This window comes from Rouxiella badensis (genome assembly GCF_002093665.1).
Taxonomy (GTDB): domain Bacteria; phylum Pseudomonadota; class Gammaproteobacteria; order Enterobacterales; family Enterobacteriaceae; genus Rouxiella; species Rouxiella badensis.
Window position 1 is genome coordinate 17808 of record NZ_MRWE01000004.1, and the last position, 25925, is coordinate 43732.

Here is a 25925-nt window from a genome sequence, read left to right on the forward strand (position 1 = left end):
ATCGATAAAAGTGCATTTTTACGCGCAGAGGCGTCATCGTTTGTATCTGTTATAAAACGCATAACTCTCGATTCTGTCACGCCTTTTTGCACTTTATTGCTACAAAAATCGGCTATTCGATTAATTTACGTTCATCTTATGATGATTCTGCGCCTGACAGCAGCCGCGCGTTCTGACAAAATAGGCGCATTCCCCGCACTTAATTAATTGATGGATTTATTCCCAGATGGCAGCAAAGATTATTGACGGTAAAACGATTGCGCAGCAGGTTAGAAGCGAAGTCGCTGAAAAAGTTAAACAACGCCTGGCCCAGGGTAAACGCGCCCCAGGACTGGCCGTTGTGCTGGTCGGTCAGAACCCGGCATCACAAATTTATGTTGCCAGCAAACGCAAAGCTTGCGATGAGGTTGGTTTCCTTTCCCGTTCATACGATTTGCCTGCTACCACCACCGAAGGTGAGTTGCTGGCGCTGATTGACCAGCTTAACAACGACGACGCAATCGATGGCATTCTGGTTCAGCTGCCTCTGCCTGCGGGCATCGACAACGTCAAGGTGCTGGAAAACATCCATCCGGACAAAGACGTCGACGGCTTCCATCCTTACAACGTCGGCCGTTTGTGCCAGCGCGCGCCTAAGCTGCGCCCTTGTACCCCACGCGGCATCGTGACGCTGCTTGAGCGTTACAATATCGACACTTTCGGCCTGAACGCCGTGGTTATCGGGGCGTCAAACATCGTAGGTCGCCCGATGAGCATGGAGCTGCTGCTGGCTGGCTGCACCACCACCGTGACTCACCGTTTCACCAAAAACCTGCGCCATCACGTTGAGCATGCCGATTTAGTGGTCGTTGCGGTCGGTAAACCGGGCTTTATTCCGGGAGAATGGATCAAACCGGGTGCTATCGTCATTGATGTGGGTATTAACCGTCTGGAAAGTGGTAAAGTAGTCGGCGATGTGGAATTTGAATCGGCGTCCGAGCGAGCTTCGTACATTACGCCGGTTCCTGGTGGCGTTGGTCCTATGACCGTTGCTACACTTATCCAAAATACCTTGCAGGCTTGCGAGGAATACCACGACGTGAATAATCACTAAGACAGGATGGCATGGAAACTTTTTATCTCGAATCTCACCCGCACGTAGAACTCTGCGACCTGCTCAAATTTATGGGCTGGTGTGAGAGCGGTGCAGCAGCAAAAGCGGTGATTGCCGAAGGTCTGGTTAAGGTCAACGGTCAGGTTGAAACCCGTAAACGTTGCAAAATTCTGGCCGATCAGCAGATTGAATTTGCCAGCAGCAAGATGGTCGTTAAAGCCTCCCAGTAATCAGGCAGACCTATTGCGATAAAAAAAACGGCGGTTAAGCAATTAACCGCCGTTTTTTATTAGTTTATCGGAATGATAAATCTGGAGATTTCGCGTCACATCAGGTCGGTGAGCTAATAACTCCCCAGTAGCTTAGCGAACTAAGTGACTGGGGCGCAGAGTAGCTGAAAAGCTATGATTTATTTACGACGCCAGGTTGTACCAGAGGCACCATCTTCCAAAACAATACCCATTTCATTTAAACGATCGCGCGCCTGGTCGGCCATTGACCAGTTTTTAGTTGCTCGGGCATCGTTGCGCTGCTTGATCAAGGCTTCAATCTCGGCCACTTCACCATCGTCTGCCTGAGCGCCAGACTGTAGGAACTGCTCGGGATCCTGCGCCAGTAAACCCAGTACCCCGGCCAAACGACGCAGCTCGGCAGCAAGGCCATTAGCAGCTTCTGGGTTCTCACTCTTCAAGCGGTTGATATCGCGAGCCATATCAAACAGCACTGAATAAGCCTCTGGAGTATTGAAATCGTCGTCCATTGCCGAACGGAAACGAGCCTCAAACTCTTCCCCACCCGCAGGTTGCGCATTGGCATCTGTACCGCGCAGTGCGGTGTAAAGGCGTTCCATTGATGAACGCGCAAGCTTGAGGTTCTCTTCGCTGTAGTTCAGCTGGCTGCGGTAATGGCCAGACATCAGGAAGTAACGCACGCTTTCGGCGTCGTAATACTTGAGAACGTCACGCACGGTAAAGAAGTTATCCAATGATTTGGACATCTTTTCGCGGTCAATCATCACCATACCCGAGTGCATCCAGGTATTGACGTAAGGACCATCGTGCGCACAGCAAGACTGGGCAATTTCGTTTTCGTGGTGCGGGAACATCAGGTCGGAACCGCCGCCGTGAATATCAAAATGGGTGCCCAGCTGTTTGCAGTTCATCGCCGAACATTCGATATGCCAGCCCGGACGGCCGTTGCCCCACGGTGAATTCCAGCTCGGTTCGCCCTCTTTGGACATTTTCCACAGCACGAAGTCCATCGGGTTACGCTTGACATCGGCGACTTCGACGCGAGCTCCAGCCTGCAACTGGTCAAGATCCTGACGCGACAGGATGCCGTAATCAGCATCGCTTTCAACGGAGAACATCACGTCACCATTGACGGCAACGTAGGCATGATCGCGGTCGATCAGGCGCTGAACCAGTTCAACGATCTCGGCAATGTGATGCGTCGCGCGCGGTTCGAGATCGGGAGGAAGGATCCCTAACGCCTCGAAATCAGCATGCATTTCAGCAATCATGCGATCGGTAAGATCGTTAAAACCTTCGCCATTTTCAGCAGCACGTCTAATGATTTTGTCGTCGATGTCGGTGATATTACGCACATATTTAAGCGCATAACCGGAATAACGCAGGTAGCGAGCCACGACGTCGAAAGAGACAAAAGTACGGCCATGCCCAATGTGACAGAGGTCGTAAACGGTAATCCCACACACGTACATACCGACTTTTCCGGCATGAATTGGTTTAAATTCCTCTTTTTGGCGACTCAGGGTGTTAAAAATCTTCAGCATCGAGCTATTCCAATTGTGTTGTGGGTAAATTACTTAAAATGCAAAAAACGTGCGTGTGATAATAATGCTCATAATATAACGAAAAGCCCGCTACCGAAACGGTATAAGCCGCTCATCAACATATTGACGCATTCTATTGTTATAATATAACAAATTAAACAGCATCCAGGCGCTTTGCCGCACCTTATATTAGCGGCCAGCGAGCAAGAAGCTGACGGCTACTTTTGAGTTATGGTATAAGAAAAGGCTATAGTACTGCCTCATTATGAGTAAACACTAACAAAAGCAGGATGATTATTATGGTCACTTTTCACACCAATCACGGCGACATCGTTATCAACACCTTTGCTGACAAAGCGCCAGTCACCGTTGAAAACTTCCTGAACTATTGCCGTAAAGGGTTCTACGACAACACAATTTTCCACCGTGTCATTAACGGCTTCATGATCCAGGGCGGCGGTTTCGAGCCAGGCATGAATCAGAAAAACACCGACGCACCTATCAAAAACGAAGCGAACAACGGTCTGAAAAACACCCGTGGTACGCTGGCAATGGCGCGCACTAACGATCCACATTCTGCAACTGCTCAGTTCTTTATCAACGTTGTTGATAACGATTTCCTGAACTTCAGCGGCCAGAACGCACAGGGTTGGGGCTACTGCGTATTCGCAGAAGTGACCGACGGTCTGGATGTTGTAGAAAAAATCAAAGCAGTTAAAACCGGTCGCAGCGGTATGCACCAGGACGTTCCAGTAGAAGACGTGATCATCAAAAGCGTTACCGTTAGCGAATAACGCACGCAGGAATGACAACGTTTTTTATCGCAGATATCCATCTTTGCGCACAGGAACCGGCAATCACTGCCGGTTTTCTGCGTTTTTTGCGGGAGGATGCCCCGCAGGCCGAGGCGCTCTATATTCTGGGCGATTTGTTTGAAGCCTGGATTGGCGACGACGATCCCCAGCCTTTACACGCAGAAATCTCTCGTGCACTCAATCAATTACATCAACAGGGCGTACCCTGCTTTTTCATTCACGGCAATCGGGATTTTTTGCTGGGCCGACGTTTTGCCCGCGACAGCCTGATGACGCTGCTGCCTGAAGAGAAGGTGCTGGAACTTTACGGCCGCAGAGTGCTTATCCTGCACGGTGATACGCTGTGTACTGATGACGTGGGCTATCAAAAGTTTCGCAAAAAAGTGCATAACCCACTGATTCAAAAAATATTCTTAATGCTTCCGCTCAAATGGCGTTTGGCGATTGCCGCCAAAATGCGGGCGGGGAGCAAGGCGTCGAACGGCCATAAAGACATGAGCATCATGGACGTCAACCCTCAGGCCGTCGTGCAGCAAATGCAGGCCCACGGCGTTGAATGGATGATCCATGGCCACACGCATCGGCCCGCCATTCATCCGGTCGAGCTGGGCAAAACCCTGGGTCATCGTGCCGTGCTCGGGGCATGGCACGAAGAAGGTTCAATGGTGAAGGTCACGCCCGAAGGCGTAGAACTCGTCACCTTCCCATTTTAACCGGTAAAGATTAAGCCGGTACTCCGCTGTGAAAACGGAACTGTTGGTCTGGTGACAGAATCAGTTCCGCCTCTACCCTGCCTAACTCCTCGACGCGATCGCTGATGTCCACTCCAGCATACTGCTGCGCCAGTGACAGATAATCCTGGAAATGACGCGCTTCGGAACGCAACAGTGAGGTGTAGAATCGCGACAGCGTTTCATCAAGATGCGGGGCAATCTTGGCAAAACGCTCGCACGAGCGCGCTTCGATGTATGCACCAATAATCAGTCTGTCGACCAGAAGATTCAGCTCATCGTGATGGCGTGAATGTTTGAGCAAGCCATTGGCGTAGCGAGATGGCGTAAGAACCTCATAATTTATGCCGCGCTTTTGCATAATATCCACCACCTGCTCGAAATGGTGCAGTTCTTCGCGCGCGAGACGTGCTGCGCAAAACAGCAGTTCGGTGCGGTCAAGATAGCGGGTCATCAAACTCATCGCCGAGGCGGCGGCTTTCTTTTCGCAGTTGGCGTGGTCGATCAGCATAATTTCCTGATTAACCAAGGCAACGTCTACCCAACGTGCCGGGGTTTCGCAGTGCAGAAAGTCATTGATCGGAGCCAGTAAATCTTCAGTCATGGCGATAATTCCAGGTAAAGTCTGTGAAATTTGTTATCCCTTGATTATATGCGCAAAGTCATCGCAGTTGCAGCAATGCTGGCTACGCAACCGTTTTCCTTGCGGATTTGCCGTGCTATTATTTGCGCCCTCTCGGTCAGGTAATCATTCATGTTTACGCCGCTACCTGACAACGCTTGCATAATCACAGGAGCTTTACAGGCATGACATCCAACGTTACCCCGGCAAAAATCGCTATCGTCATGGGGTCTAAAAGTGACTGGGCTACCATGCAGTTCGCTGCTGACGTCCTCACAACGCTGAATATTCCTTTTCATGTCGAGATTGTCTCCGCTCACCGCACGCCGGACAAACTGTTCAGCTTTGCCGAGCAGGCGTCTGAAAAAGGTCTGGATGTAATCATCGCCGGTGCCGGTGGCGCTGCACACCTTCCGGGCATGATTGCTGCAAAAACGCTGGTTCCTGTCCTCGGGGTGCCGGTACAGAGCGCGGCACTGAGCGGCGTTGACAGCCTTTATTCCATCGTGCAGATGCCACGCGGTATCCCGGTTGGTACGCTGGCGATTGGTAAAGCGGGTGCGGCTAACGCAGCCCTGCTGGCGGCTCAGATTCTGGCGCTACACGACACGCGCATCGCAGAGGCTCTCGCCGCCTGGCGTAAAGAGCAAACCGACGAAGTGCTGAACAATCCCGATCCGCGGGAGGAAGCATGAAGCCGGTCTGCGTACTCGGAAACGGCCAGTTAGGCCGCATGCTGCGTCAGGCAGGTGAGCCGCTGGGCATCGCCGTTTATCCGGTTGGGATTGACGCAGAGCCTGAAGCCGTTCCTTTCCAGAATAGCGTGATCACTGCCGAAGTTGAACGCTGGCCAGAAACCGCGCTGACTCGCGAACTGGCGAGCCATACCGGCTTTGTAAACCGCGACATTTTCCCGCGTCTGGCCGACCGCCTGACGCAAAAACAGCTGCTCGACCAGCTGGGTCTGGCAACGGCCCCGTGGCAACTGCTGGCTGACGCCTCAGAGTGGAACAGCATCTACGCGAACATAGGCGAGTTGGCTATCGTTAAGCGCCGCGTTGGCGGTTACGACGGTCGTGGCCAATGGCGCTTCCGCCAGGGCGAAGAAACCGCTCTGCCAGAGGACTGCTACGGCGAGTGCATCGTTGAGCAAGGCATCAATTTTTCGGGTGAAGTCTCGCTGGTTGGTGCTCGCAGCCATGACGGCAAGACGGTGTTTTACCCGCTGACTCACAACCTGCATCAGGACGGCATTTTGCGCACTAGCGTCGCATTGCCGACACCGAACGCTGCCCAGCAGCAACAGGCTGAGTCCATGCTTGCCGCGATTATGAACGAGCTTGGCTACGTCGGCGTCATGGCGATGGAGTGCTTCGTGGTTGCGGAAGGTCTGTTGATTAACGAACTGGCGCCTCGCGTGCACAACAGCGGCCACTGGACGCAAAATGGCGCGTCTATCAGCCAGTTTGAGCTACATCTGCGCGCTATCCTCGACCTGCCGCTGCCAACCCCGGTTGTCAGTACGCCGTCGGTGATGGTTAACCTGATTGGCACCGATGTAAACAACGAGTGGCTGAGCCAGCCGCTGGTGAATCTGCACTGGTACGAGAAAGAAGTCAGAGCCGGTCGCAAGGTTGGGCACCTCAACCTCAACGACGCCAATCCCCTGTTGCTGAAGGATAATTTGCAGGCGCTGGTTCCCATGCTGCCCGCCGAATATGCCAGCGGCATCGCCTGGGCGCTTGAGAAGCTTTAGTTTAGCTGAACAATAAAATTGGAAGTCGCGACTCCTCTAGGGGCAGTGAGCTAACGCAAGCTGCCCTTTTCTCTTTGAAAATTAGCATTATTTTTATCTCCCCTCCGCTTATCCCCAACGATAATTAGCACACTCTCAAAAAAATCACGTCTTAATCCTAAACTTTTACTACTCTTATTTTTGGGATAAAGAGGGTTGAGACTTTTCCGAATAATTCAGGCGCACAAAGAGGCATCTGAAATCGCAAAGCAATTTCTATTTTGACGTTTTTTCTTGTAACCCGGGAAGTGGTTTGATTTTTAAATAAAAATTAAATAACAGGAAAATGCTGATGTTTAGATTAGACATAAATGCCCTGCGATTTATCGCGGTGGCATCAGTTGTTCTGTTCCACTTTCAAATTAATTTTCTGCCGGGCGGCTATGCGGGGGTCGACGTTTTCTTTGTAATCTCAGGCTATCTCATGAACGAGATAATCTCCAGACAACCCGTCACACTGTCTTCATCTATCGGATTTTATAAGAAAAGATTCAAAAGGATATATCCCGCGCTGCTGGCAGCCGTCACACTTTATGCAATTATTCTCTTGATAATCAGCCCTCCCAACAGCTTCAAGGATTCTTTTAAAGAGATCGTCCCTGCACTGACATTTACCTCTAATATTTTTTATCTGAAAACCGCGTCGGGCTATTTCTCCAATGCCGCTGACTTTTACTTCCTGCTGCATACCTGGTCGCTGGGTGTAGAATTCCAGTTTTATCTTTGCCTGCCAATATTTTTATTTATTGTTCAGAAGCTGAGAGTCAAGAAGGTGCTTGCCTATGCGTTGATCACCGCAGCGTCATTGGTGTTATGCATTCTGATAGCAAAAAGCCACCCTCAGGCAAACTTCTATCTCCTGCCTACCCGAGCCTGGGAGCTTTTTCTCGGCGCAATGGCATCCAGCATAAAGTGGGAAAATAAATATAAAAAGACCACGGAAATCGTCTGTCTGGTCTTAATTGTCGGCTTCGTTTTAACCTATAAAGAAACAGCCTTCTGGCCCAGCTATCCGACGCTTATCCCTGCTATCGCCACTGCCCTTATTCTGCATGCCGGCGTCAAAAATGAGCAAGTACTGCTAAAAAATCATTACATCCAAAAGATTGGTAAATGGTCTTATTCTATTTATCTGGTTCATTGGCCTATTGTTTCGCTTTTTTATACCAATAACATTGCTTTCTCATTGGCGAATCAGCTTATTGGCATCGCAGTGTCCATATTCCTCGGATACCTGTCTTATGAATTAGTCGAACAGAAGGTTAGATTCTCATGGCTCAAAACCCCGACGGCGGCCATCTGTATTGTGGCGCTGTTCTTTGGGCTTTCATCGGCATCAGTTTCCAGCCAATGGTTGAGCAAAGACGTGGTCTCACTGGATAAATACAGTAACTACATCACCACTGACGCAGGTAAAACGCAGTTTGGGCAGTTGCCGGCACTGTGCTTTATTGAGGGTAGCAATTTGGATTTCAACTATAAGGCCTGCGTTCCAGATAACCAAAAAGGCAAAACCATTTTGTTGCTCGGCGACAGTCACGCCGCTGAATTTTCAGCAGCATTGAAGAAGGAATATAAGAACGATACCGTTCTTCAGGTCACTGCCGCAGGCTGTCCGGCGATTATCGATTCCGTGGGTTCAGCACCCTGCGTCAATCTGATGAATTACGCGTTCAATAAACTCATCCCATCGAGAAAAATAGACGCAATTATCGTGGCAAGCGACTGGTATAACTTCCACACCTATAACGACATCAATAAAGGCATTGAGAAGACCCAGCTTTATCTACAGAAGTTCACGCCAAACGTTTATTTCATCACCCAAACCAAACACTTTAAACCCACCGTCTATCGCTTATTGCAAATTCATGGCAAAACGGCGGATATCAATAGTCTGAGAGAGCGTGACACCGAGGAAACCTATAACGACATGAGAACGCTCTCATCCATTGACCATATCAAGTTCTTTGATCTTTATAACTATGGCTGCCAAGGCAAGCAGTGCGTCTTTGTGAAGGATAATACCGTTCCGATGTTCTTCGACGATAACCACTATAACTACGAATGGACGCGCGAGATAGTGCACGACGTGATAGCAAAAAATATCTAGAGGCGTTTACCGGCGTGGAAAACCACGCCGGTAGTTTTCGTCAAGGTATGACAATCAGCCCTGATAACTGCGGAACAAGGCTTTGCCGCGTAAGAGTCTAATCCCCAGCCAGCCGCCGCACAGCGATAGCAGCACCGCACTCAGGAGAGGCACCGACCACCACAGGACCATATTTGGCTGCCACGGGAAGTCGAAGACTTTACGCTGCAGCAGCCAAAGCGCAGCCTCGGCGCCCACTGCGGCGGCTATGCCTGCGACTAATCCCAGCACCGCGAACTCACACCACAGCGTACTGCGCAGCAGTTTTTTGCTGGCTCCCAGCGTACGGTAAACCACCAGCTCCTGACGGCGCTGACGCATACCGACCTGAATCTGCGCCAGCAACAGCAGCCCGCCACAGAGGATGACCAGGATAACCATCACCTCAAGCGCGCGGCTAACCTGCTGAAGCACATCACCAATCTGGCGCAGGATTGAGCCGATATCCAGCAGGCTTAGCGTCGGGAACTGTCTGTTTAGCTCCACCAGCAGCTGTCCGTTTTCCTGATAATGGAAACTGGTTAGCCAGCTTTGCGGCTGCGCATCGAGCGCGCCCGGCGGGAAGATAAAGTAGAAATTAGGCCGCAGGCTGTCCCAATCGACCTTACGCAGGCTGGTAACTTTGGCACTGAAATCCTGCGTATCGCCGCTAAAGGTCACGGTATCGCCCAGCTTGATGTTCAGACGCTCGGCGATGCCCTGATCGATAGACACCTCACCCGCTTTCGGCGGGCCCTCGCCGGAAATCACCTGATTATGCGACGGCAGTCCCTGCATCCAGGTAAGGTTTAATTCACGGTCCAGCGCCTCACGCCCTGCATCACCCGGGTGGACAAGGTCAGTCGCATCCTGCTGGTTAATTTTGGTGAGCCTGACCCGCACGATAGGGTAGAACGTATCCGGCTCAACCTTGTGCTGGCGCAGGAAGTCAGTCACCTGCGGCACCTGCTCCCTGGTGATATTTAGCAGGAAATAGTTAGGACTATCAGGCGGCAGCTGCTGCTGCCATTGGCTGAGCAGGTCACTTCGCAGTACCAGCAGGAGCGACAGCAGCATGAATGACATCGAAAACGCGGCCAGCTGACTCAGCGTTACCCAGGGTTGGCGCAACAGCCTATTGATAGCCAACCGCAGGCCAAGATGGCTAACGGTCAGGCGGCGAAGGACAAGCAGGCTGAGCCAGCCAATCCCCCCCAGCAGCAGTGAGAGCACCACAATACCGCCCAACAGCGCCCAAAGCAGAGAACTGTTGCCAACCAGCGCGACCAGCAGTCCAACCACCACCAAAATAATCACCGGCAGGAAATAGCGCAGCGGCCAGACATTGGCGACGACGTCCTGCCTCAACACACGCAGCGGCAGCGTCGCCGACAGCTGGCGGTAAGGCCGCAGGCCCACCAGCAGCGAAATAATGACCAATGCCCCCATCGACCACACCCACGGCCAGAGACCCGCAGGGGGTAATTTTGAGGGTAACACCGGCGCCAGCATTTTCATTAACAGGGCCTCAAAGCCCAGCCCGATAATACTGCCCGCTATCGCCGCCAACACTAAAACGGCGACCCATTGCCCAATAATCAATTTTTGCAGCGCACGTCGCCCTGCTCCAAGCGTTTTCAGCACCGCCACCAAATCGTAACGACTGCGGCAGTAATGGTTCATCGAGACCGCAACCGCGGCAATCGACAGCATTAGCGTCAGCAGCGCTGACAGGGTGAGGAATTGCTGCGAACGTTGCAGAGAACGGCTCAACGCCCCGTCAGACTCTTCCATGCCATACCAGCGCTGGTCCGGGCGCAATAGCCCCTTCACCGCTTCGCCGTAGGTTGCAATATTCTGCGCCGAACCGGCAAACATATAACGGTAGGTCAAACGGCTGCCAGGCTGAATCGCACCGGTTTTAGGTACGTCCTGCAAATTCATGATAACTCTCGGCGCGGTCTGGAACGGGTTAAACCCGGAGTCAGGCTCCTGATTAATCACCGCCGCAATACGCAGCGTGGTATCGCCAACGTCGAGGTTGTCTCCGACCTTCAGATTCAGCAACGCCAGCAGTCGAGGCGCAACCAGCACAGTGCCCGGCTGCGGCTTGACGCCCGGAGGCTGGGTGTCGAGATTGCCGTACAGCGGATACGCCAGATCGGTCGCCTTGACCGACGCCAGCTGCGGCGTATTACCGGCAAAGGTCATGGTCATGAACGACAGCTGGCGGCTGACCTTCAGCCCCTGCTGCTGCGCGTCCTGGATCCAGGCTTCGGTAATCGGCCTGGCGGACTCCAACACACGGTCACCGGCAATAAAGTCGCGGCTTTGCTCACTCAGCCCTTTGTCCATACGGTCACTGATGCTGCCAAGTGCCAATACGCAGGCCACGGCCAGCGTTAATGAGAGCCAGACAATCAGCAGCGAGGGCGATCGCCATTCACGCCAAAACCAACGCCAAATCATGCATCCTCCCACAATTTTCCGTCACGCAGTCGCAGGCGCCTCTGACAGCGCGCGGCAAGTTGCTCATCATGGGTAACCAAAATCAGCGTGGTGTGATTATCGCGGTTAAACGAGAACAGCAGGTCGGCGATGCGTTCGCCGGTATGACGGTCAAGATTTCCGGTCGGTTCATCGGCGAAAAGCAGTTTAGGCTTGCCGATAAAGGCGCGCGCCAGCGCAACGCGCTGCTGCTCACCGCCGGAAAGCTGCGCCGGCAGATGATGTAAACGCTCGCCAAGGCCCAGCTGTTTCAACAATTGCACCGCTTGTTCGCGGCTGCTGGCGTCGGTTTCTCCACGCAGCAACGCCGGAAGCTGCACATTTTCGAGGGCGTTCAGGGTCGGTACCAGCATGAACGACTGGAAGACAAAACCGACATTTTTGGCACGCAGCGCCGCACGCCTTTCTTCATTTAGCGCTGATAAGGGTTTTCCCAGCAGCGTGACTTCACCGCTGCTGCCATCATCCAAACCGGCAAGAATACCGAGTAACGTTGATTTTCCTGAACCCGACTCGCCGATCAGCGCAATAGTCTGAGCGGGTTTGACAACCAGCTCAACACCGGACAGGATGGATAACTCATGTTCACCCTGACCAACGTGTTTACTAAGATGATGAACTTCAAGTACGTTTTCCGCTGGCATCTTCCCTTCCTTCTGTTGATGGGAATGTTAAGTTTTCGCGCCGTTGCTGCTGATACGCTGCTGATCGTAGGCGACAGTTTGAGTGCCGTTTACCGATTACCGGCAAACACTTCATGGCCCACGCTACTGAATAATCAGTGGAAAAAGCGTGGTGGCCTGCCTGATATTGTCAACGCAAGCATCAGCGGTGATACGTCTGCGCAAGGTCTGGCTCGCCTGCCTGGACTGCTGCAACAGCATCACCCGCGCTGGGTGTTGATTGAGCTGGGCGCTAACGACGGGCTGCGCGGTTTTGCGCCGCAGACCATCAGCCAAACGCTCGGCCAGATAGTGACTTTGGTGAAGCAGGCCCATGCCGAGCCGCTGTTAATGCAGATTCGTCTGCCGCCAAACTACGGTAAACGCTACAACGATGCGTTTTATGCGATTTATCCGGCACTGGCCAAACAGGCTGATATCCCGCTGGTTCCTTTCTTTATGGAACAGGTCGCTATCAAACCAGAATGGATGCAGGACGACGGGCTTCACCCGAATCAGGCGGCGCAAAGCTTTATTGCCGACTGGATGTCCGGCAAGCTGGCACCTTTGGTTGCTCCATCAATGAGTAAACCATAATCTCCAAATATTTGGGGCGTTTAACAGGTAAAGTTATGCAAAAAGCGGTTCTGATTACCGGTTGTTCGAGTGGAATTGGCCTTGCTGCCGCTCAGTATCTCCGCAATCGCGGATATCGCGTACTCGCGGCATGCCGTAAAGCGCAGGATATCGACAACCTGCGCCAGCTAGGTTTTGAAACTATCGAACTGGACCTCGACGACAAGCACAGCGTCGCACGCGCGGCTGCCGAGGTGATTGAACTCACCGGAAATCGTCTATATGCGCTGTTCAACAATGCCGGATACGGCGTTTATGGCTCACTGCACACCGCGAGCCGCGAACAGTTTGAACAGCAGTTTTCGACCAATGTTTTCGGGACCCACCAGCTAACCCAGCTGCTGCTTCCGGCGATGTTGGCACACGCAGAGGGCCGTATTATTCAAACCAGCTCGGTGCTGGGTCTGGTCACGACGCCGAACCGCGGGGTGTATGCGGCCAGCAAATATGCGCTCGAGGCCTGGTCAGATACGCTCCGAATGGAGCTGCACGGCACGGGCATTCATGTCAGCCTGATTGAGCCGGGTCCACTGCACAGCAACTTTACACTGAACGTTAAACAGACACAGTCGGACAAGCCGATTATTAATCCGAGTCTGGCTGACAAATTTACGCTGGGTGCAGAGGCAGTGTTGCCAAAATTACGCCATGCTTTAGAGAGTCCACGGCCGAAATTACGCTATCCGGTTACCTTGATTACTCACGCGGTTGTGGTGGCGCGCCGCCTGTTACCCGCCCGTTTGCTGGACAGGCTGCTCAGGGGAAATAGTTGATACCCCGTCTTGAACAACCCTAAATCGCCCCCATTTAGGTACTAAACGGAACGGACGAGAGAGAAAAGAATTCATGCTTGCACAACCTTTATCAATAGATATTACCGAATCCAATCTTCACCAAACGCTGGAGCAGTCAATGACTGTGCCAGTGATGTTTTATTTCTGGTCTGAACGCAGCCAGCATTGCCTAATCCTCGGCCCTATCCTTGAAAAACTGGCCGCAGAGTACGCGGGTCAGTTCATTCTCGCCAAGGTAGACTGCGACGCGCAGCAGGCTATCGCCGGACAGTTCGGTCTGCGTTCAATTCCTGCCGTCTACCTCTTCCAGGATGGTCAGCCGGTCGATGGTTTCCAGGGCCCACAGCCTGAAGAAGTCATTCGCGAGCTATTGAGCAAAGTTCTGCCTAAAGAAGAAGAGATCAAAACCGCACAGGCTATCGAGCTCATGCAGCAAGGTAAGGTGATTGACGCCCTGCCTCTGTTGAAAGACGCCTGGCAACTCAGCAATCAGCGGAGCGACATTGGCCTTTCACTGGCCGAGGCCCAGATTCTGCTTAACCGCAGTGAAGACGCAGAAGCGGTGCTGGCGACCATTCCACTGCAGGACCGCGATACCCGTTATCAGGGGCTAGTCGCGCAGATTGACCTGCTGAAACAGGCCGCTGACACCCCAGAGATCCAGCAACTTCAGCAGCAGATCGAGAAAGATCCGCAGAACGTCGATTTGGCCGTTCAGCTTGCGTTGCAGTTGCATCAGGTTGGCCGCAATGAAGAGGCGCTCGAGCTGTTGCTTGGCCATCTGAAGAAAGACCTGGCTGCCGGTAATGGCGCGGCGCGTAAAACGCTGATGGATATTTTGGCCGCCCTCGGCACCGGTGATGCATTAGCCGCAAAATATCGTCGCCAGCTTTACTCACTGCTTTACTAGTCACACCTGTCTACTCCTGATAATGCCTTACTGCACGCTGTGTTTCCCTCTCTCGACTACAGCGTGCAGTTTCTGGGATACGTCTCCCGTCATACGCCTCCTCTCTGAACTATCCTTTAATCATTACCGCTTTGTCTAAATATGCGATGATTTACCCGCAGCGGCAGTTTGCCCGCTGGCACAGGGAAACGGTTTACCCGACATTTCGGGATATCTCATTACAGGAGTTTCACCATGCTGACTTTTATACCCGTTGTGGTCATTTTTGCGCTGATCGTGGTATTTGCAGGGGTCAAAATTGTGCCTCAGGGTTTTCAATGGACGGTTGAACGCTTTGGTCGCTACACCAAAACCCTGATGCCAGGCCTGACGCTGGTCGTGCCCTTCATGGACCGTATTGGTCGTAAAATCAACATGATGGAGCAAGTACTGGATATCCCTTCACAGGAGATAATCTCGCGCGACAACGCCAACGTCGCTATTGACGCCGTGTGCTTTATTCAGGTCATCGATCCTGCCCGCGCCGCGTATGAGGTCAGCAACCTTGAGCAGGCGATAGTTAATCTCACCATGACCAACTTTCGAACCGTGCTAGGCTCGATGGAGCTCGACGAAATCCTGTCGCAGCGCGACAACATCAACGCTCGCCTGCTGCATATTGTCGATGAGGCCACCAATCCCTGGGGTGTGAAAATCACCCGTATCGAAATTCGTGACGTTCGACCACCGGCCGAACTGGTTTCCGCGATGAATGCGCAGATGAAGGCTGAACGAACAAAACGTGCCGATATTCTTGAAGCCGAAGGGATCCGTCAGTCAGCGATCCTCCGCGCCGAAGGCGAAAAGCAGTCGCAGATCCTCAAGGCAGAAGGTGAACGCCAGTCGGCATTTTTACAGGCTGAAGCGCGTGAGCGTAGCGCCGAGGCAGAAGCCAAGGCAACGCAGATGGTGTCAGCGGCAATCGCGGCCGGTGATGTCCAGGCCATTAACTATTTTGTGGCACAGAAATACACTGAAGCACTGACCAAAATCGGGTCGGCTAACAATAGCAAAGTGATTATGATGCCGCTGGATGCCACCAGCCTGATGGGCTCGATTGGCGGTATCGCGGAATTGCTGAAAGAAACCAAAGGCGGAAAATAATGCTGCAGCAGTTGATGGCAAGTCCACATCTGTTCTGGTTATCGCTCGGGGGCCTGCTTCTGGCCGCCGAAATGCTCGGTGCCAGCGGTTATCTGCTGTGGAGCGGCGTGTCAGCCGCACTAGTCGGCGCGCTTATCTGGCTGGTGCCGCTGCCGTGGGAATGGCAAGGCGTGGCCTTCGCCGTGCTCACCGTCATTGCCGCCCTGCTTTGGGCCGCATGGCTTAAACGCAAAACCACGGTTAGCGAATCAAACGCCAGTCTTAACCAACGCGGTCAGCAGATGGTCGGTCTACACGGCCATTTGCTCGAGCAACCGGAGAATGGCTACAGCCGCATTCGCATCGGCGACAGCACCTGGCGGGTCAGCTGTGCGGACAGCCTGAATATCGGTGAAGAGGTCACCGTGACAGGCGTTGAAGGGAACACCTTACGCGTCATGCCCAGCCATTAATACCGTACTCGCGGAATAACCTATTTGTGGCAGCAGCCGCTCAGATTCTCAATGATTGGGCAGAATGCGCCGTCGTCACCCGGACAAGACTCCGCAAGCGCCAGCAGCCGCTGGCGCATTTCTTTTAATTCCTCGATGTGTCGCCCAATTTCCTGCGCTTTTTCTAGCGTTCGCGCTTTTACATCGGCACTGTGGCGCTGCGGATTATTGAACAGCGCGACCAACTCCTGGCACTCCTCCAGGGTAAATCCCACCTGACGTGCCTGTCGCAACAGCGTCAGTTCTTCAATCTGTTTGGGCGCATAACTGCGGTAGCCGTTTTCGCTGCGCATGGGTGCCGTGACCAGGCCCTTTTCCTCATAAAAGCGAATTGCTTTACTGGTTAAACCGGTTTTTTTTGCTACGTCGCTAATATTCATTTCGCCTCCTTGACCTTCACCTTGCTGGAAGGTTTATTGTATATCATGACGAGGAATTGACGACTTATTCACCTTAAACAGGGCACAAATCGCCCAGAGGAAATAATTATGGCTAACACCACCGTATTGGCCCTTGAGGGCTTATCCTGCGGTCACTGTGTGGCATCTACGCGCAAAGCGCTGGAAGCCGTTGCGGGGGCACAGCAGGTTGATGTGACAATCGACAAGGCCGTGATTACCGGCGAGGCAAGCAGCCAGAGCCTGATCGACGCCGTCGAGAACGCGGGTTATCACGCCAAGCTTCAGGCGGATGACGCGTCCCCAAAATCTGAGCCGCTGACTCTGCCTGAAATGTCTTTGCCGGAACGTCAGTCAGCGGCAACCCTTTCTGTTCCGGCATCCAACGAAACGACTCCCGCGGCAGACGACGACAGCGTTCAACTTCTGCTTAGCGGAATGAGCTGTGCCAGCTGCGTATCGAAAGTGCAACAAGCCCTCGAGCGCGTTGATGGCGTCACCCGCGCCAATGTGAATCTGGCCGAGCGCAGCGCGCTGGTTCGGGGTGCGAAAAACACCCAGGCGCTGATAGATGCGGTTGAAAAGGCCGGATACGGCGCTGAAATTATTATCGATGAAACGCTGCGTCGCGAGCGGCAGCAGCAAACTGCACGCAGCAGTATGATTCGTTTTAGCTGGCAGGCAGCGCTGGGACTGGCGGCCGGTATTCCGTTAATGGCCTGGGGGCTGTTTGGCGGCGAGATGATGGTCACCGACGAGAATCGTAGCGGTTGGCTGGTCGTCGGGCTGCTCACACTGGCGATTATGATCATCGCAGGCGGCCATTTTTATCGCAGTGCCTGGAAAAGCCTCCTGCGCGGTAGCGCCAATATGGACACGCTGGTCTCGTTAGGCACCGCGGCAGCCTGGATTTTCTCGTTTCTGGTCACTCTATGGCCAGACTCTTTCCCCATGCAGGCGCGCCACCTCTATTACGAGGCAGCAGTCATGATAATCGGCCTGATCAATCTGGGTCATGCGCTGGAGCAGCGCGGCCGTCAGCGTTCGTCAAAGGCGCTTGAGCGCCTGCTCGACCTCACGCCACCAACCGCACGGGTAATGACCGACAAGGGTGAAAAAACGCTGCCGCTGGCAGACGTACAGCAGGGGATGCTGTTACGCCTGACTACGGGCGATCGTGTGCCGGTTGACGGTGAGATTCATCAGGGTGAAGCCTGGTTTGACGAGGCAATGCTGACCGGCGAACCTATTGCGCAGCACCGCACTCCCGGTGAGAAAATCAGCGCGGGTACCCAGGTGCAAGACGGCAGCGTGCAGTTTATTGCTCGTGCCGTAGGTGGACAAACTCAGCTGTCGCGAATTATCAACCTGGTGCGCGAGGCCCAGAGCAGTAAGCCGCAAATCGGCAAACTGGCGGACCGAATTTCGGCAGTCTTTGTTCCGACAGTGGTGCTCATTGCGCTGCTCAGTGGCGCAGTCTGGTTCTTCTTCGGCCCGCAGCCGCAGCTGATGTATACGCTGGTTATCGTAACAACGGTCCTTATCATCGCCTGTCCTTGTGCTCTGGGGCTGGCAACACCGATGTCGATTACTGCGGGCGTAGGCCGCGCCGCCGAGTTTGGTGTGCTGGTAAAAGACGCTGATGCGCTACAAAAGGCCAGTTCGCTGACCACGCTGGTGTTCGATAAAACCGGCACGCTTACCGAAGGTAAACCTCAGGTTATCGACGTTCATCTGTTTAATGCTAACGAGCAGCAGCAGGCGCTGAGGCTAGCCGCTTCGCTTGAGCAGGGGTCTCATCACCCGCTCGCCCAAGCAATTGCCGAGAAAGCGGCCGGTATGGCTCTTTCACCGGTTACCGATTTCCGAACTCACGGCGGGCTCGGGGTCAGTGGGCATCTTGGCGCTACCGCCCTACTGCTCGGTAACCGGGAACTGCTCGAACAACATCAGGTAGATTGCCATGAAGCCGATACGCTGCTGGCGAAACAGGCTGCCGAAGGTTTTACGCCAGTGCTGCTGGCCGCCAACGGCAAGGTTGTGGCGTTGTTCTCGATACGCGATTCCCTACGCGAAGACAGCATCGATGCGCTGCGTCGCCTGCATCGTGCGGGGTATAAGCTGGTGATGCTGACCGGCGATAATCCTGTTACCGCCAACGCCATTGCGAGACTCGCTGGAATCGATGACGTTATTGCAGGCGTCAGGCCCGAGGGCAAGGCCGAAGCCATCAAGACGCTTCAGGCCCGCGGTGAGCAGGTGGCGATGGTTGGTGACGGTATCAACGATGCACCGGCCCTGGCACAGGCAGACGTGGGGATTGCCATGGGCGGCGGCAGCGACGTTGCGATTGAAACCGCCGCTATTACGCTGATGCGCCCTAGCCTGCACGGCGTTGCCGATGCGCTGGCGTTGTCCAAAGGCACGCTGCGCAATATGAAGCAGAACCTGATGGGGGCATTTGTTTACAACGTGATTGGTATTCCGATTGCCGCCGGGGTGCTGTTCCCGCTGACGGGCACGCTGCTCAGCCCGATTGTTGCCGGTGCAGCGATGGCGCTGTCATCGATTACTGTCGTAGCCAACGCCAACCGACTGCTGCATTTCAGACCCGATAACACCCCATCTATTAAGTAAATGTGCGATAGAGAGTTTTCCCCCTGTTCCTAATTGCGCGCAGGCGATAGCATGAAAAGCAATTGGAATAGGGAGACTATGAATGATACGGGAACTTGTAATTCGCCTGGCTCGCTGGACCGGGCTGCTTTCTCCCACGCAATACCCATATCCTGCTATCGATATTACGCTGCCGGGTGGGCGCAACTTTCATCTGGTGGGCAGTATCCACATGGGGACACAAGACATGTCTCCGCTGCCGAAACAACTGATTCGAAAGGTGGCGCAGGCCGATGCGCTGATTGTCGAAGCCGACATCAGCGGCAATGAATCGCCGTTCGGCGAACCCGCCCCGCTGCCACCGCTGGTGGAACGCATCGACGAGCAGCAGTATCAACATATCGAGCGGCTGTGCGATGAGCTGGGCGTGCCAATGTATTCTCTCATTGCCCTGCCGTGCTGGCAGATAGCGTTAATGTTACAGGCAACACAGGCGCAGCGTTTAGGGCTACGCGGAGAGTACGGCATCGACTTTCAGCTGCTGACCTATGCAAAAACTCATGCAAAGAGAGTCATTGAGCTGGAAGGGGCAGAGCAGCAGCTCGAATTGCTACATCAATTACCTGAAGGCGGGCGTAGCCTGCTTGATGACACTCTTACCCACTGGCACACTAATGCCAGACTCTTGCAAACCATGATCAGCTGGTGGCTGGACAGCCGTCCGTCCGTTGGCATCGAGCAGCTCCCCGCCACCTTTGGTAACGTGCTTTACGATGTGCTTATGCATCAACGTAATCAGCGCTGGAAGCGACTGCTGGAAAATATGCCCGCAGGAAACTACGTCGTCGCCGTCGGCGCGCTGCATCTTTATGGCGAAGGTAACCTTCCCAACCTGCTGAATCAGAAGAATTAAAAATGGAATTTGTTGCGGGATAAAACTCGGGATAAAAAAATGGCCAATATTTCTATTGGCCAGTCAAAGAGGAATTTCATTTTTATTAATTATCGCGGCAACATGGCATTCTTGAGGAATCCATGCCGGCGCGCGTAGGTTAGCAACGTGTTTGACATCTGGCAACACTCAAAATGATTAAAAACCGCACAGAACGATTGATTTTCGTACTTTAGTCTTTAGTATCAAAAGATTGAGCAAAGTGATTATTTTTTTACGTAATCAAGTCGCCGCCTGTGAAAAGCCGACTTTGTTAAATGGAAAAGAGAAATGACACCCGCCGTAAAACTTTTGGAAAAAAATAAAATCAGCTTCACGCTGCATGCCTACGAGCACAGCAGCGATGAAACCAATTTTGGCGATGAAGCGGTAAAGAAATTGGGGCTAGATGCCGCCCAGGTTTACAAAACGCTGCTGGTGGCCTTAAACGGTGAGGCTAAAAACCTGGCCGTTGCCGTTACGCCAGTCGCGGCCCAGCTCGATCTCAAGAAGGTTGCCAAAGCGTTGGGTGCCAAAAAGGCCGACATGGCCGATCCCCAGCTGGCTCAGCGTGTAACCGGTTATCTCGTCGGTGGGATCAGTCCTTTGGGGCAGAAAAAACTGCTGCCGACGGTTATCGACAGTCCGGCTCAACAGTTTTCGACTATTTTTGTCTCCGGGGGCAAACGTGGCCTCGATCTTGAGCTCTCGGCAGCGGATTTGTGTCAATTATTAAACGGGCGCTTCGCCGATATCGCTAAACGAGATTGACGGCACTACGCTGAATTCACCCTGCAAATATATAATAATGAGCCTCCAATGACAGATAGCATAGAATCCAAAATCCCTCCAAAGGAGAGTGCGTTAAAAGGCACCGCCTTCAAGGTGTTGACCGCCATCAGCGTCTCACATCTGCTTAACGACATGCTCCAGTCGCTGATTCTGGCGATTTATCCCCTGCTGCAAAAAGAGTTCACTCTGAGTTTTACGCAGATAGGCATGATAACCCTGACCTACCAGGTAACCGCCTCGCTGCTTCAGCCGTTAATTGGTCATTACACCGACAAGCATCCGAAGCCCTACTCCCTGCCGGTGGGCATGGGCTTTACGCTTGCAGGTCTACTGCTGCTGGCGGTCGCGCAAAGCTTTGGCGTGATCCTCATCGCCGCCGCGCTGGTAGGTACCGGTTCTTCGGTGTTTCATCCCGAGTCTTCGCGGGTGGCACGTATGGCCTCAGGCGGGCGTCACGGTCTGGCACAGTCGCTGTTTCAGGTCGGCGGTAACTTCGGCAGCGCCCTGGGGCCACTGCTGGCCGCGGTTATCATCGCACCTTATGGAAAAGGTAATGTAGCCTGGTTCTCTCTGGCCGCGCTGCTGGGTATGGTCGTGCTGTTACAGGTCAGCCGCTGGTATAGCCACCAGCAACAGCTGGCGAAGAAGCGTGGACCAGCACCGGTCGCCGTGAGTCTCTTGCCAAAACGTACCGTCGTGAAGTCACTGACTATTCTGTTGGTGCTGGTTTTCTCGAAGTATTTCTATCTGACCAGTCTGAGCAGTTATTACACCTTCTATTTGATTCACAAGTTTGGCGTTTCCATTCAGGAGGCGCAGTTCCACCTGTTCGCCTTCCTGCTGGCAGTCGCGGCGGGCACGATTCTTGGCGGTCCGATTGGCGACAAGATTGGTCGTAAATACGTGATTTGGGTGTCTATCCTCGGTGTTGCGCCCTTCACTCTGCTGCTGCCACACGCCAACTTGCTGTGGACCAGCGTTCTGAGTGTGATTATAGGGGTGATTCTGGCCTCGGCATTTTCGGCGATTCTGGTCTACGCACAGGAGCTTATTCCGGGCAAGGTCGGCATGGTTTCCGGATTGTTCTTCGGTCTGGCGTTTGGGATGGGTGGTCTGGGGGCGGCGGTATTAGGCTACGTGGCCGATAAAACCAGCATTGAGCTGGTGTATCAAATTTGCGCATTCCTGCCGCTTTTAGGGATATTGACCGCGTTCCTGCCGAATCTCGAACGTAAATCTACGTAAAGACCCGCTCTATGTCATTTCATTAGGCTGATATTGCACTTTTTCTATCGCAAGATAACGTGCTTTATCAGCCTTTTTCACCTTAATGTAATACAAACATTCCCTTCATAAGGTTTTATCAGTATCCCTCGCATTTATCTTATTTTTAAAATTAATTTCTCACCTAAAATTAATTTTTTAACTTAAACTGAAAACACCAGGTTCACGCTGTTCCGTGCATAACGAGAGGGAATCTTGATGCATAATTCCACCCCATTGATTACGACAATTGTTGGCGGGCTGGTTCTCGCCTTTCTTCTCGGCATGCTGGCCAATCGTCTACGTATTTCGCCGCTAGTCGGCTATCTCGCCGCCGGGGTATTGGCGGGTCCTTTTACTCCCGGTTTTGTTGCAGATACCTCACTGGCTCCCGAACTCGCCGAGATAGGCGTTATCCTGCTGATGTTTGGCGTCGGGCTGCATTTCTCCCTTAAAGATCTGTTAGCGGTAAAGTCTATCGCTATTCCCGGAGCCATCGCTCAGATTGCCGTAGCGACGCTGTTGGGGATGGGCCTTTCGCACTTTCTCGGCTGGGATCTGACCAGTGGGCTGGTATTTGGCCTCTGCCTCTCGACCGCCAGTACGGTAGTACTGCTGCGCGCACTGGAAGAGCGGCAACTAATAGACAGTCAACGCGGTCAAATCGCCATCGGCTGGTTGATAGTTGAAGATTTGGCGATGGTGTTGACGCTAGTCCTGCTCCCCGCCATCAGCAATATGATGGGCAATCAGCACGTCAGTTTCGGCCAGCTGTTTACTGAATTAGCCATCACGCTTGGCAAAGTGGTCGCCTTTATTATTCTAATGATTGTTGTCGGTCGTCGTCTGGTGCCCTGGATACTGGCAAAATCCGCTAGCACGGGTTCGCGTGAGCTCTTTACGCTGGCGGTTCTGGCGCTGGCTCTCGGTATTGCCTTTGGCGCGGTAGAGTTCTTTGATGCCTCGTTTGCGCTGGGTGCCTTCTTTGCAGGTATGGTACTTAACGGATCCGAGCTGAGCCAGCGTGCAGCACATGACACCCTGCCACTGCGTGATGCATTTGCAGTGTTATTTTTTGTCTCGGTCGGCATGCTGTTCGACCCGATGATCCTGATTCATGAACCGCTGGCCGTGCTGGCAACGCTGGCGATTATCCTGTTTGGCAAGTCTGCGGCCGCCTTCCTGCTGGTGAAAATGTTTGGCCATTCGCAGCGCACGGCATTAACGATTTCCGTGAGTCTGGCGCAAATCGGCGAGTTTGCCTTTATCCTTGCCGGGTTGGGCATCTCGTTAGGCATGCTGTCTGAACACGCGCGTAACCTGGTTCTCGCGGGTTCAATTCTCTCCATAATGCTTAATCCGCTGCTGTTTTCCCTCCTGGAAAGCTATCTCGCCAAAACCGAGGTCATTGAGGATCAAAGTCTTGAGGAAATCGTGGAAGACGAAGCACAGACGCCGGTCGCATTCTGCGATCATGCCTTGATTGTGGGCTACGGACGCGTCGGCAGTCTGCTGGGTGCCAAGCTCATACAGCAGGGGATCCCGCTGGTGGTGATTGAAAATTCCCGACCACGCGTAGAGGCGCTGCGCGAACAGGGCATCAGTGCGGTACTCGGCAATGCGGCTAATCAGGAAATTATGACGCTAGCCGGTCTGGAATGTGCCCGCTGGCTGCTGCTAACCATTCCAAACGGCTATGAGTCTGGGGAAATCATCGCCTCGGCGCGGGCCAAACGCCCGACCATCGAGATAATCGCCCGCGCGCACTACGATGATGAAGTGACCTACATCATGGCACGCGGGGCGGACAAGGTCGTGATGGGCGAGCGCGAGATAGCCAACAATATGCTCGACTCGATCAACATCGGGATGGCGATGCCGCCCAGAGCCGAAGGTTGCACGATTTGACGACTAACCTAGGTTCGGTGTCCAGAGCTGACATAAGTCAGTGATTCGGGCGCGCGAAAGAAGCCAATGCCGCTAGGGTGTTCAGAGACGCTTAATGTTAATCCTCGAAGCCATGGACACCGTAGCCAGGCGGCAATTGAGCAAGTCCCGATGAGCTGACATAAGTCAGTGATTCGGGCGCGCGAAAGAAGCCAACGCCGCTACGGTGTTCAGGGACGCTTAATGTTAATCCTCGAAGCCATGGACACCGTAGCCAGGCGGCAATTGAGCAAGTCCCGATGAGCTGACATAAGTCAGTGATTCGGGCGCGCGAAAGAAGCCAACGCCGCTACGGTGTTCAGGGACGCTTAATGTTAATCCTCGAAGCCATGGACACCGTAGCCAGGCGGCAATTGAGCAAGTCCCGATGAGCTGACATAAGTCAGTGATTCGGGCGCGCGAAAGAAGCCAACGCCGCTACGGTGTTCAGGGCGACGAGGATTTTTAGTACTCCCAGTAAGACTCTTCGAGACTGTCCTCTCTTTCAGGCAAACCTCGCGTCAGGCGCGGAGAGTGTTGGTTCAGCACCTGATAGCTTACGCGGTTGGCGTATTTACAGACCTGCGCCAATGACGAATAGGTCAGATAGTCGCGCGCGTGTTTGCTGGAGTTTGGTACCGACATACGATGGAAACCGTTGGCGGCAATGTCGTGCAGCAGCGCTGAAAGCGCGCCATCGCCAGCCCCGTTGGTGTTCATGATTTTCTCGGGTCCGCCCATATAAGGCGCAATATGGGAGAAAATCTTCAGCGGTTGGGTGCAGCTTTCACGACGCATCGCGCGGCTAAATTCATACTGGTTAAACTCGGCGATTGCACCCGGCAACAGCGGATGATTGGTGGCACGCTTGAAGGCCTCTTCGGTGTAGCTGCCCATATAAAGCCCGCTCGGACCTGCAGTACACAGCACCAAATCGGCCCACTCCAGCGCCTGATTGACCGCCATCAGCGGATCCCCCAAGCCGGTCAGCGCGCAGGCCTCATCTTCGTTCATCGCCAGAATGGTCACATTTTCACGGATAAATTCGCGCCAACCTTCGGGATCGTCGGCGATGACGTACTGCGTGCCGAGAGTTAACACCACCGGAACCTGGTACTTCTTCGCATACTTGATCGCCTGCCTTGTTGCTTCAGGCATAGGATCACCCGCTTCGCCGCGCAGCAGGTAAGAAGTCAGCACCAGTGCCGAAGCACCGGCTATTACCTCTTCAGGAATGCTCTCAGGACGCAACTGATTCATGTGCCCCGGGCTGATAGCAAAGGTGCGTTCACCGCTTTCATTGATCAACGTAAAACAGCGACCAATCGCGCCATCGACGCCCTGCAGGTAGTCAAGATCGGTACGGCTAGAGGTATTGCACAGGTAGCGATAAGCGTAGCTGCCAATCTTCACGTTGCTGCACATCACGCCAAGCAGCACAGAGCGGTCGTCGGCCAGCACCGAATAGTTGTGCAGCGTGTTACCGATGGTGCCACCGGCAAACTGATGGGTAATCAGAGACTGACTAACCAACTCCTGATACAGGCGCTCGGCGCTGTCGTCGTCGATCAGGCTCGACTGCCCCGCGACGAGGCCGTAACGCGCGATGACCTCGTCATCAACCCGGGCTTCAATATCCACCAGCGTCTGATCGATGCCTACGATGTAAGAAGCATTGGCCTCTGGCTCGGTATGCATATTTTTCTGCACCGACTCATGCAACATGGAGTCACGCAGCAGGGGATCGCGGGCGCTAACGGGGAAATAGTGTTTGGATTTACGTTTACCGGGAAATTTCATGAAGTTTGGGCACGGGCAGTGAGACAGACGCGAATGTTATCACACGAAAACAATGGATTCAGGAGAGTTATTATCC

Annotated in this window: 23 protein-coding genes; 17 read left to right on the top strand and 6 right to left on the bottom strand. The window is 53.4% G+C overall.

What is annotated here, in order from left to right; genetic code table 11:
* Positions 1–226 precede the first annotated feature (226 nt).
* Together folD and ybcJ are read left to right on the top strand one after the other, a co-directional pair.
* Entirely contained in the window at positions 227–1093 is an 867-nt protein-coding gene (folD, locus tag BS640_RS03420; RefSeq protein ID WP_017492640.1) for a bifunctional methylenetetrahydrofolate dehydrogenase/methenyltetrahydrofolate cyclohydrolase FolD, read from the top strand.
* Between the two features lie 11 nt (positions 1094–1104).
* Complete coding sequence (gene ybcJ / locus BS640_RS03425) at positions 1105–1323, top strand: ribosome-associated protein YbcJ (RefSeq protein ID WP_017492641.1); 219 nt, start codon at positions 1105–1107, stop codon at positions 1321–1323.
* A 179-nt stretch (positions 1324–1502) separates the two neighbouring features.
* Here ybcJ and cysS read toward each other — a convergent pair whose 3' ends face one another.
* Positions 1503–2888, bottom strand: a complete 1386-nt coding sequence (gene cysS / locus BS640_RS03430; protein WP_084911906.1) for a cysteine--tRNA ligase — start codon at positions 2886–2888, stop codon at positions 1503–1505.
* A gap of 299 nt (positions 2889–3187) precedes the next feature.
* Between cysS and ppiB the strand changes: the two genes are divergently transcribed.
* Both ppiB and lpxH read left to right on the top strand, forming a co-directional pair.
* Positions 3188–3682, top strand: coding sequence for a peptidylprolyl isomerase B (gene ppiB / locus BS640_RS03435; RefSeq protein ID WP_017492643.1), 495 nt, complete (start codon positions 3188–3190; stop codon positions 3680–3682).
* A gap of 11 nt (positions 3683–3693) precedes the next feature.
* Entirely contained in the window at positions 3694–4416 is a 723-nt protein-coding gene (gene lpxH, locus BS640_RS03440) for a UDP-2,3-diacylglucosamine diphosphatase (RefSeq protein ID WP_017492644.1), read from the top strand.
* A 10-nt stretch (positions 4417–4426) separates the two neighbouring features.
* Here the strand turns inward: lpxH and BS640_RS03445 are convergent, their stop codons facing one another.
* Complete coding sequence (locus BS640_RS03445) at positions 4427–5038, bottom strand: MiaE family protein (RefSeq protein WP_084911908.1); 612 nt, start codon at positions 5036–5038, stop codon at positions 4427–4429.
* Positions 5039–5241: 203 nt separating this feature from the next.
* On the opposite strand from BS640_RS03445, the gene purE reads away from it, so the two are divergent.
* From purE to BS640_RS03460, 3 genes are all read left to right on the top strand, one after another.
* Positions 5242–5751: a 5-(carboxyamino)imidazole ribonucleotide mutase gene (gene purE, locus BS640_RS03450; RefSeq protein WP_017492646.1), complete on the top strand. Its 510-nt coding sequence runs from the start codon at positions 5242–5244 to the stop codon at positions 5749–5751.
* A complete protein-coding gene (gene purK / locus BS640_RS03455) occupies positions 5748–6812 on the top strand; it encodes a 5-(carboxyamino)imidazole ribonucleotide synthase (RefSeq protein WP_017492647.1) in 1065 nt (354 codons plus the stop codon). The genes purE and purK overlap by 4 nt, the downstream gene beginning before the upstream one ends.
* 331 nt (positions 6813–7143) lie before the next feature.
* A complete protein-coding gene (locus BS640_RS03460; RefSeq protein ID WP_158086743.1) occupies positions 7144–8961 on the top strand; it encodes an acyltransferase family protein in 1818 nt (605 codons plus the stop codon).
* Between the two features lie 54 nt (positions 8962–9015).
* On the opposite strand, the gene ybbP is transcribed toward BS640_RS03460, so the two are convergent.
* Positions 9016–11448, bottom strand: coding sequence for a putative ABC transporter permease subunit YbbP (gene ybbP / locus BS640_RS03465; RefSeq protein WP_084911913.1), 2433 nt, complete (start codon positions 11446–11448; stop codon positions 9016–9018).
* Positions 11445–12131 carry a putative ABC transporter ATP-binding protein YbbA gene (gene ybbA / locus BS640_RS03470; RefSeq protein WP_017492650.1) on the bottom strand — a complete coding sequence of 229 codons (687 nt, stop codon included), beginning with the start codon at positions 12129–12131 and terminating at the stop codon, positions 11445–11447. The genes ybbP and ybbA overlap by 4 nt, the downstream gene beginning before the upstream one ends.
* On the opposite strand from ybbA, the gene tesA reads away from it, so the two are divergent.
* The 5 genes from tesA (at position 12099) to BS640_RS03495 (ending at position 16084) form a co-directional block, all read left to right on the top strand.
* Positions 12099–12746, top strand: coding sequence for a multifunctional acyl-CoA thioesterase I/protease I/lysophospholipase L1 (gene tesA / locus BS640_RS03475; protein WP_139802759.1), 648 nt, complete (start codon positions 12099–12101; stop codon positions 12744–12746). The two genes, ybbA and tesA, sit on opposite strands and share 33 nt — an antisense overlap.
* Before the next feature lie 35 nt (positions 12747–12781).
* Positions 12782–13558, top strand: a complete 777-nt coding sequence (locus BS640_RS03480; RefSeq protein WP_017492652.1) for an SDR family oxidoreductase — start codon at positions 12782–12784, stop codon at positions 13556–13558.
* Between the two features lie 73 nt (positions 13559–13631).
* On the top strand, positions 13632–14489 hold the full coding sequence (locus BS640_RS03485) for a thioredoxin family protein (RefSeq protein ID WP_026110639.1): 858 nt from the start codon (positions 13632–13634) through the stop codon (positions 14487–14489).
* Positions 14490–14723: 234 nt separating this feature from the next.
* The gene (locus BS640_RS03490) at positions 14724–15632 is read left to right on the top strand and encodes an SPFH domain-containing protein (RefSeq protein WP_084911915.1); all 909 of its coding nucleotides are present in this window, start codon (positions 14724–14726) and stop codon (positions 15630–15632) included.
* On the top strand, positions 15632–16084 hold the full coding sequence (locus BS640_RS03495) for an NfeD family protein (protein ID WP_084911917.1): 453 nt from the start codon (positions 15632–15634) through the stop codon (positions 16082–16084). Before BS640_RS03490 ends, BS640_RS03495 begins: the two co-directional genes overlap by 1 nt.
* Positions 16085–16104: 20 nt before the next feature.
* Here BS640_RS03495 and cueR read toward each other — a convergent pair whose 3' ends face one another.
* Entirely contained in the window at positions 16105–16503 is a 399-nt protein-coding gene (cueR, locus tag BS640_RS03500) for a Cu(I)-responsive transcriptional regulator (protein ID WP_017492656.1), read from the bottom strand.
* 108 nt (positions 16504–16611) lie between these two features.
* Here cueR and copA point away from each other — a divergent pair, with 108 nt between their 5' ends.
* The 5 genes from copA (at position 16612) to ybaL (ending at position 24031) form a co-directional block, all read left to right on the top strand.
* A complete protein-coding gene (gene copA / locus BS640_RS03505; protein WP_084911919.1) occupies positions 16612–19158 on the top strand; it encodes a copper-exporting P-type ATPase CopA in 2547 nt (848 codons plus the stop codon).
* A gap of 82 nt (positions 19159–19240) precedes the next feature.
* Positions 19241–20050, top strand: coding sequence for a TraB/GumN family protein (locus tag BS640_RS03510; protein ID WP_017492658.1), 810 nt, complete (start codon positions 19241–19243; stop codon positions 20048–20050).
* A gap of 309 nt (positions 20051–20359) precedes the next feature.
* Positions 20360–20839 carry a Cys-tRNA(Pro)/Cys-tRNA(Cys) deacylase YbaK gene (gene ybaK / locus BS640_RS03515; RefSeq protein ID WP_084911923.1) on the top strand — a complete coding sequence of 160 codons (480 nt, stop codon included), beginning with the start codon at positions 20360–20362 and terminating at the stop codon, positions 20837–20839.
* Positions 20840–20887: 48 nt separating this feature from the next.
* Positions 20888–22105, top strand: a complete 1218-nt coding sequence (locus BS640_RS03520; RefSeq protein ID WP_084911925.1) for an MFS transporter — start codon at positions 20888–20890, stop codon at positions 22103–22105.
* Positions 22106–22342: 237 nt separating this feature from the next.
* A complete protein-coding gene (gene ybaL, locus BS640_RS03525) occupies positions 22343–24031 on the top strand; it encodes a YbaL family putative K(+) efflux transporter (RefSeq protein ID WP_084911928.1) in 1689 nt (562 codons plus the stop codon).
* Positions 24032–24514: 483 nt separating this feature from the next.
* Here the strand turns inward: ybaL and BS640_RS03530 are convergent, their stop codons facing one another.
* Complete coding sequence (locus BS640_RS03530) at positions 24515–25849, bottom strand: inosine/guanosine kinase (protein ID WP_017492303.1); 1335 nt, start codon at positions 25847–25849, stop codon at positions 24515–24517.
* Positions 25850–25925 lie beyond the last annotated feature (76 nt).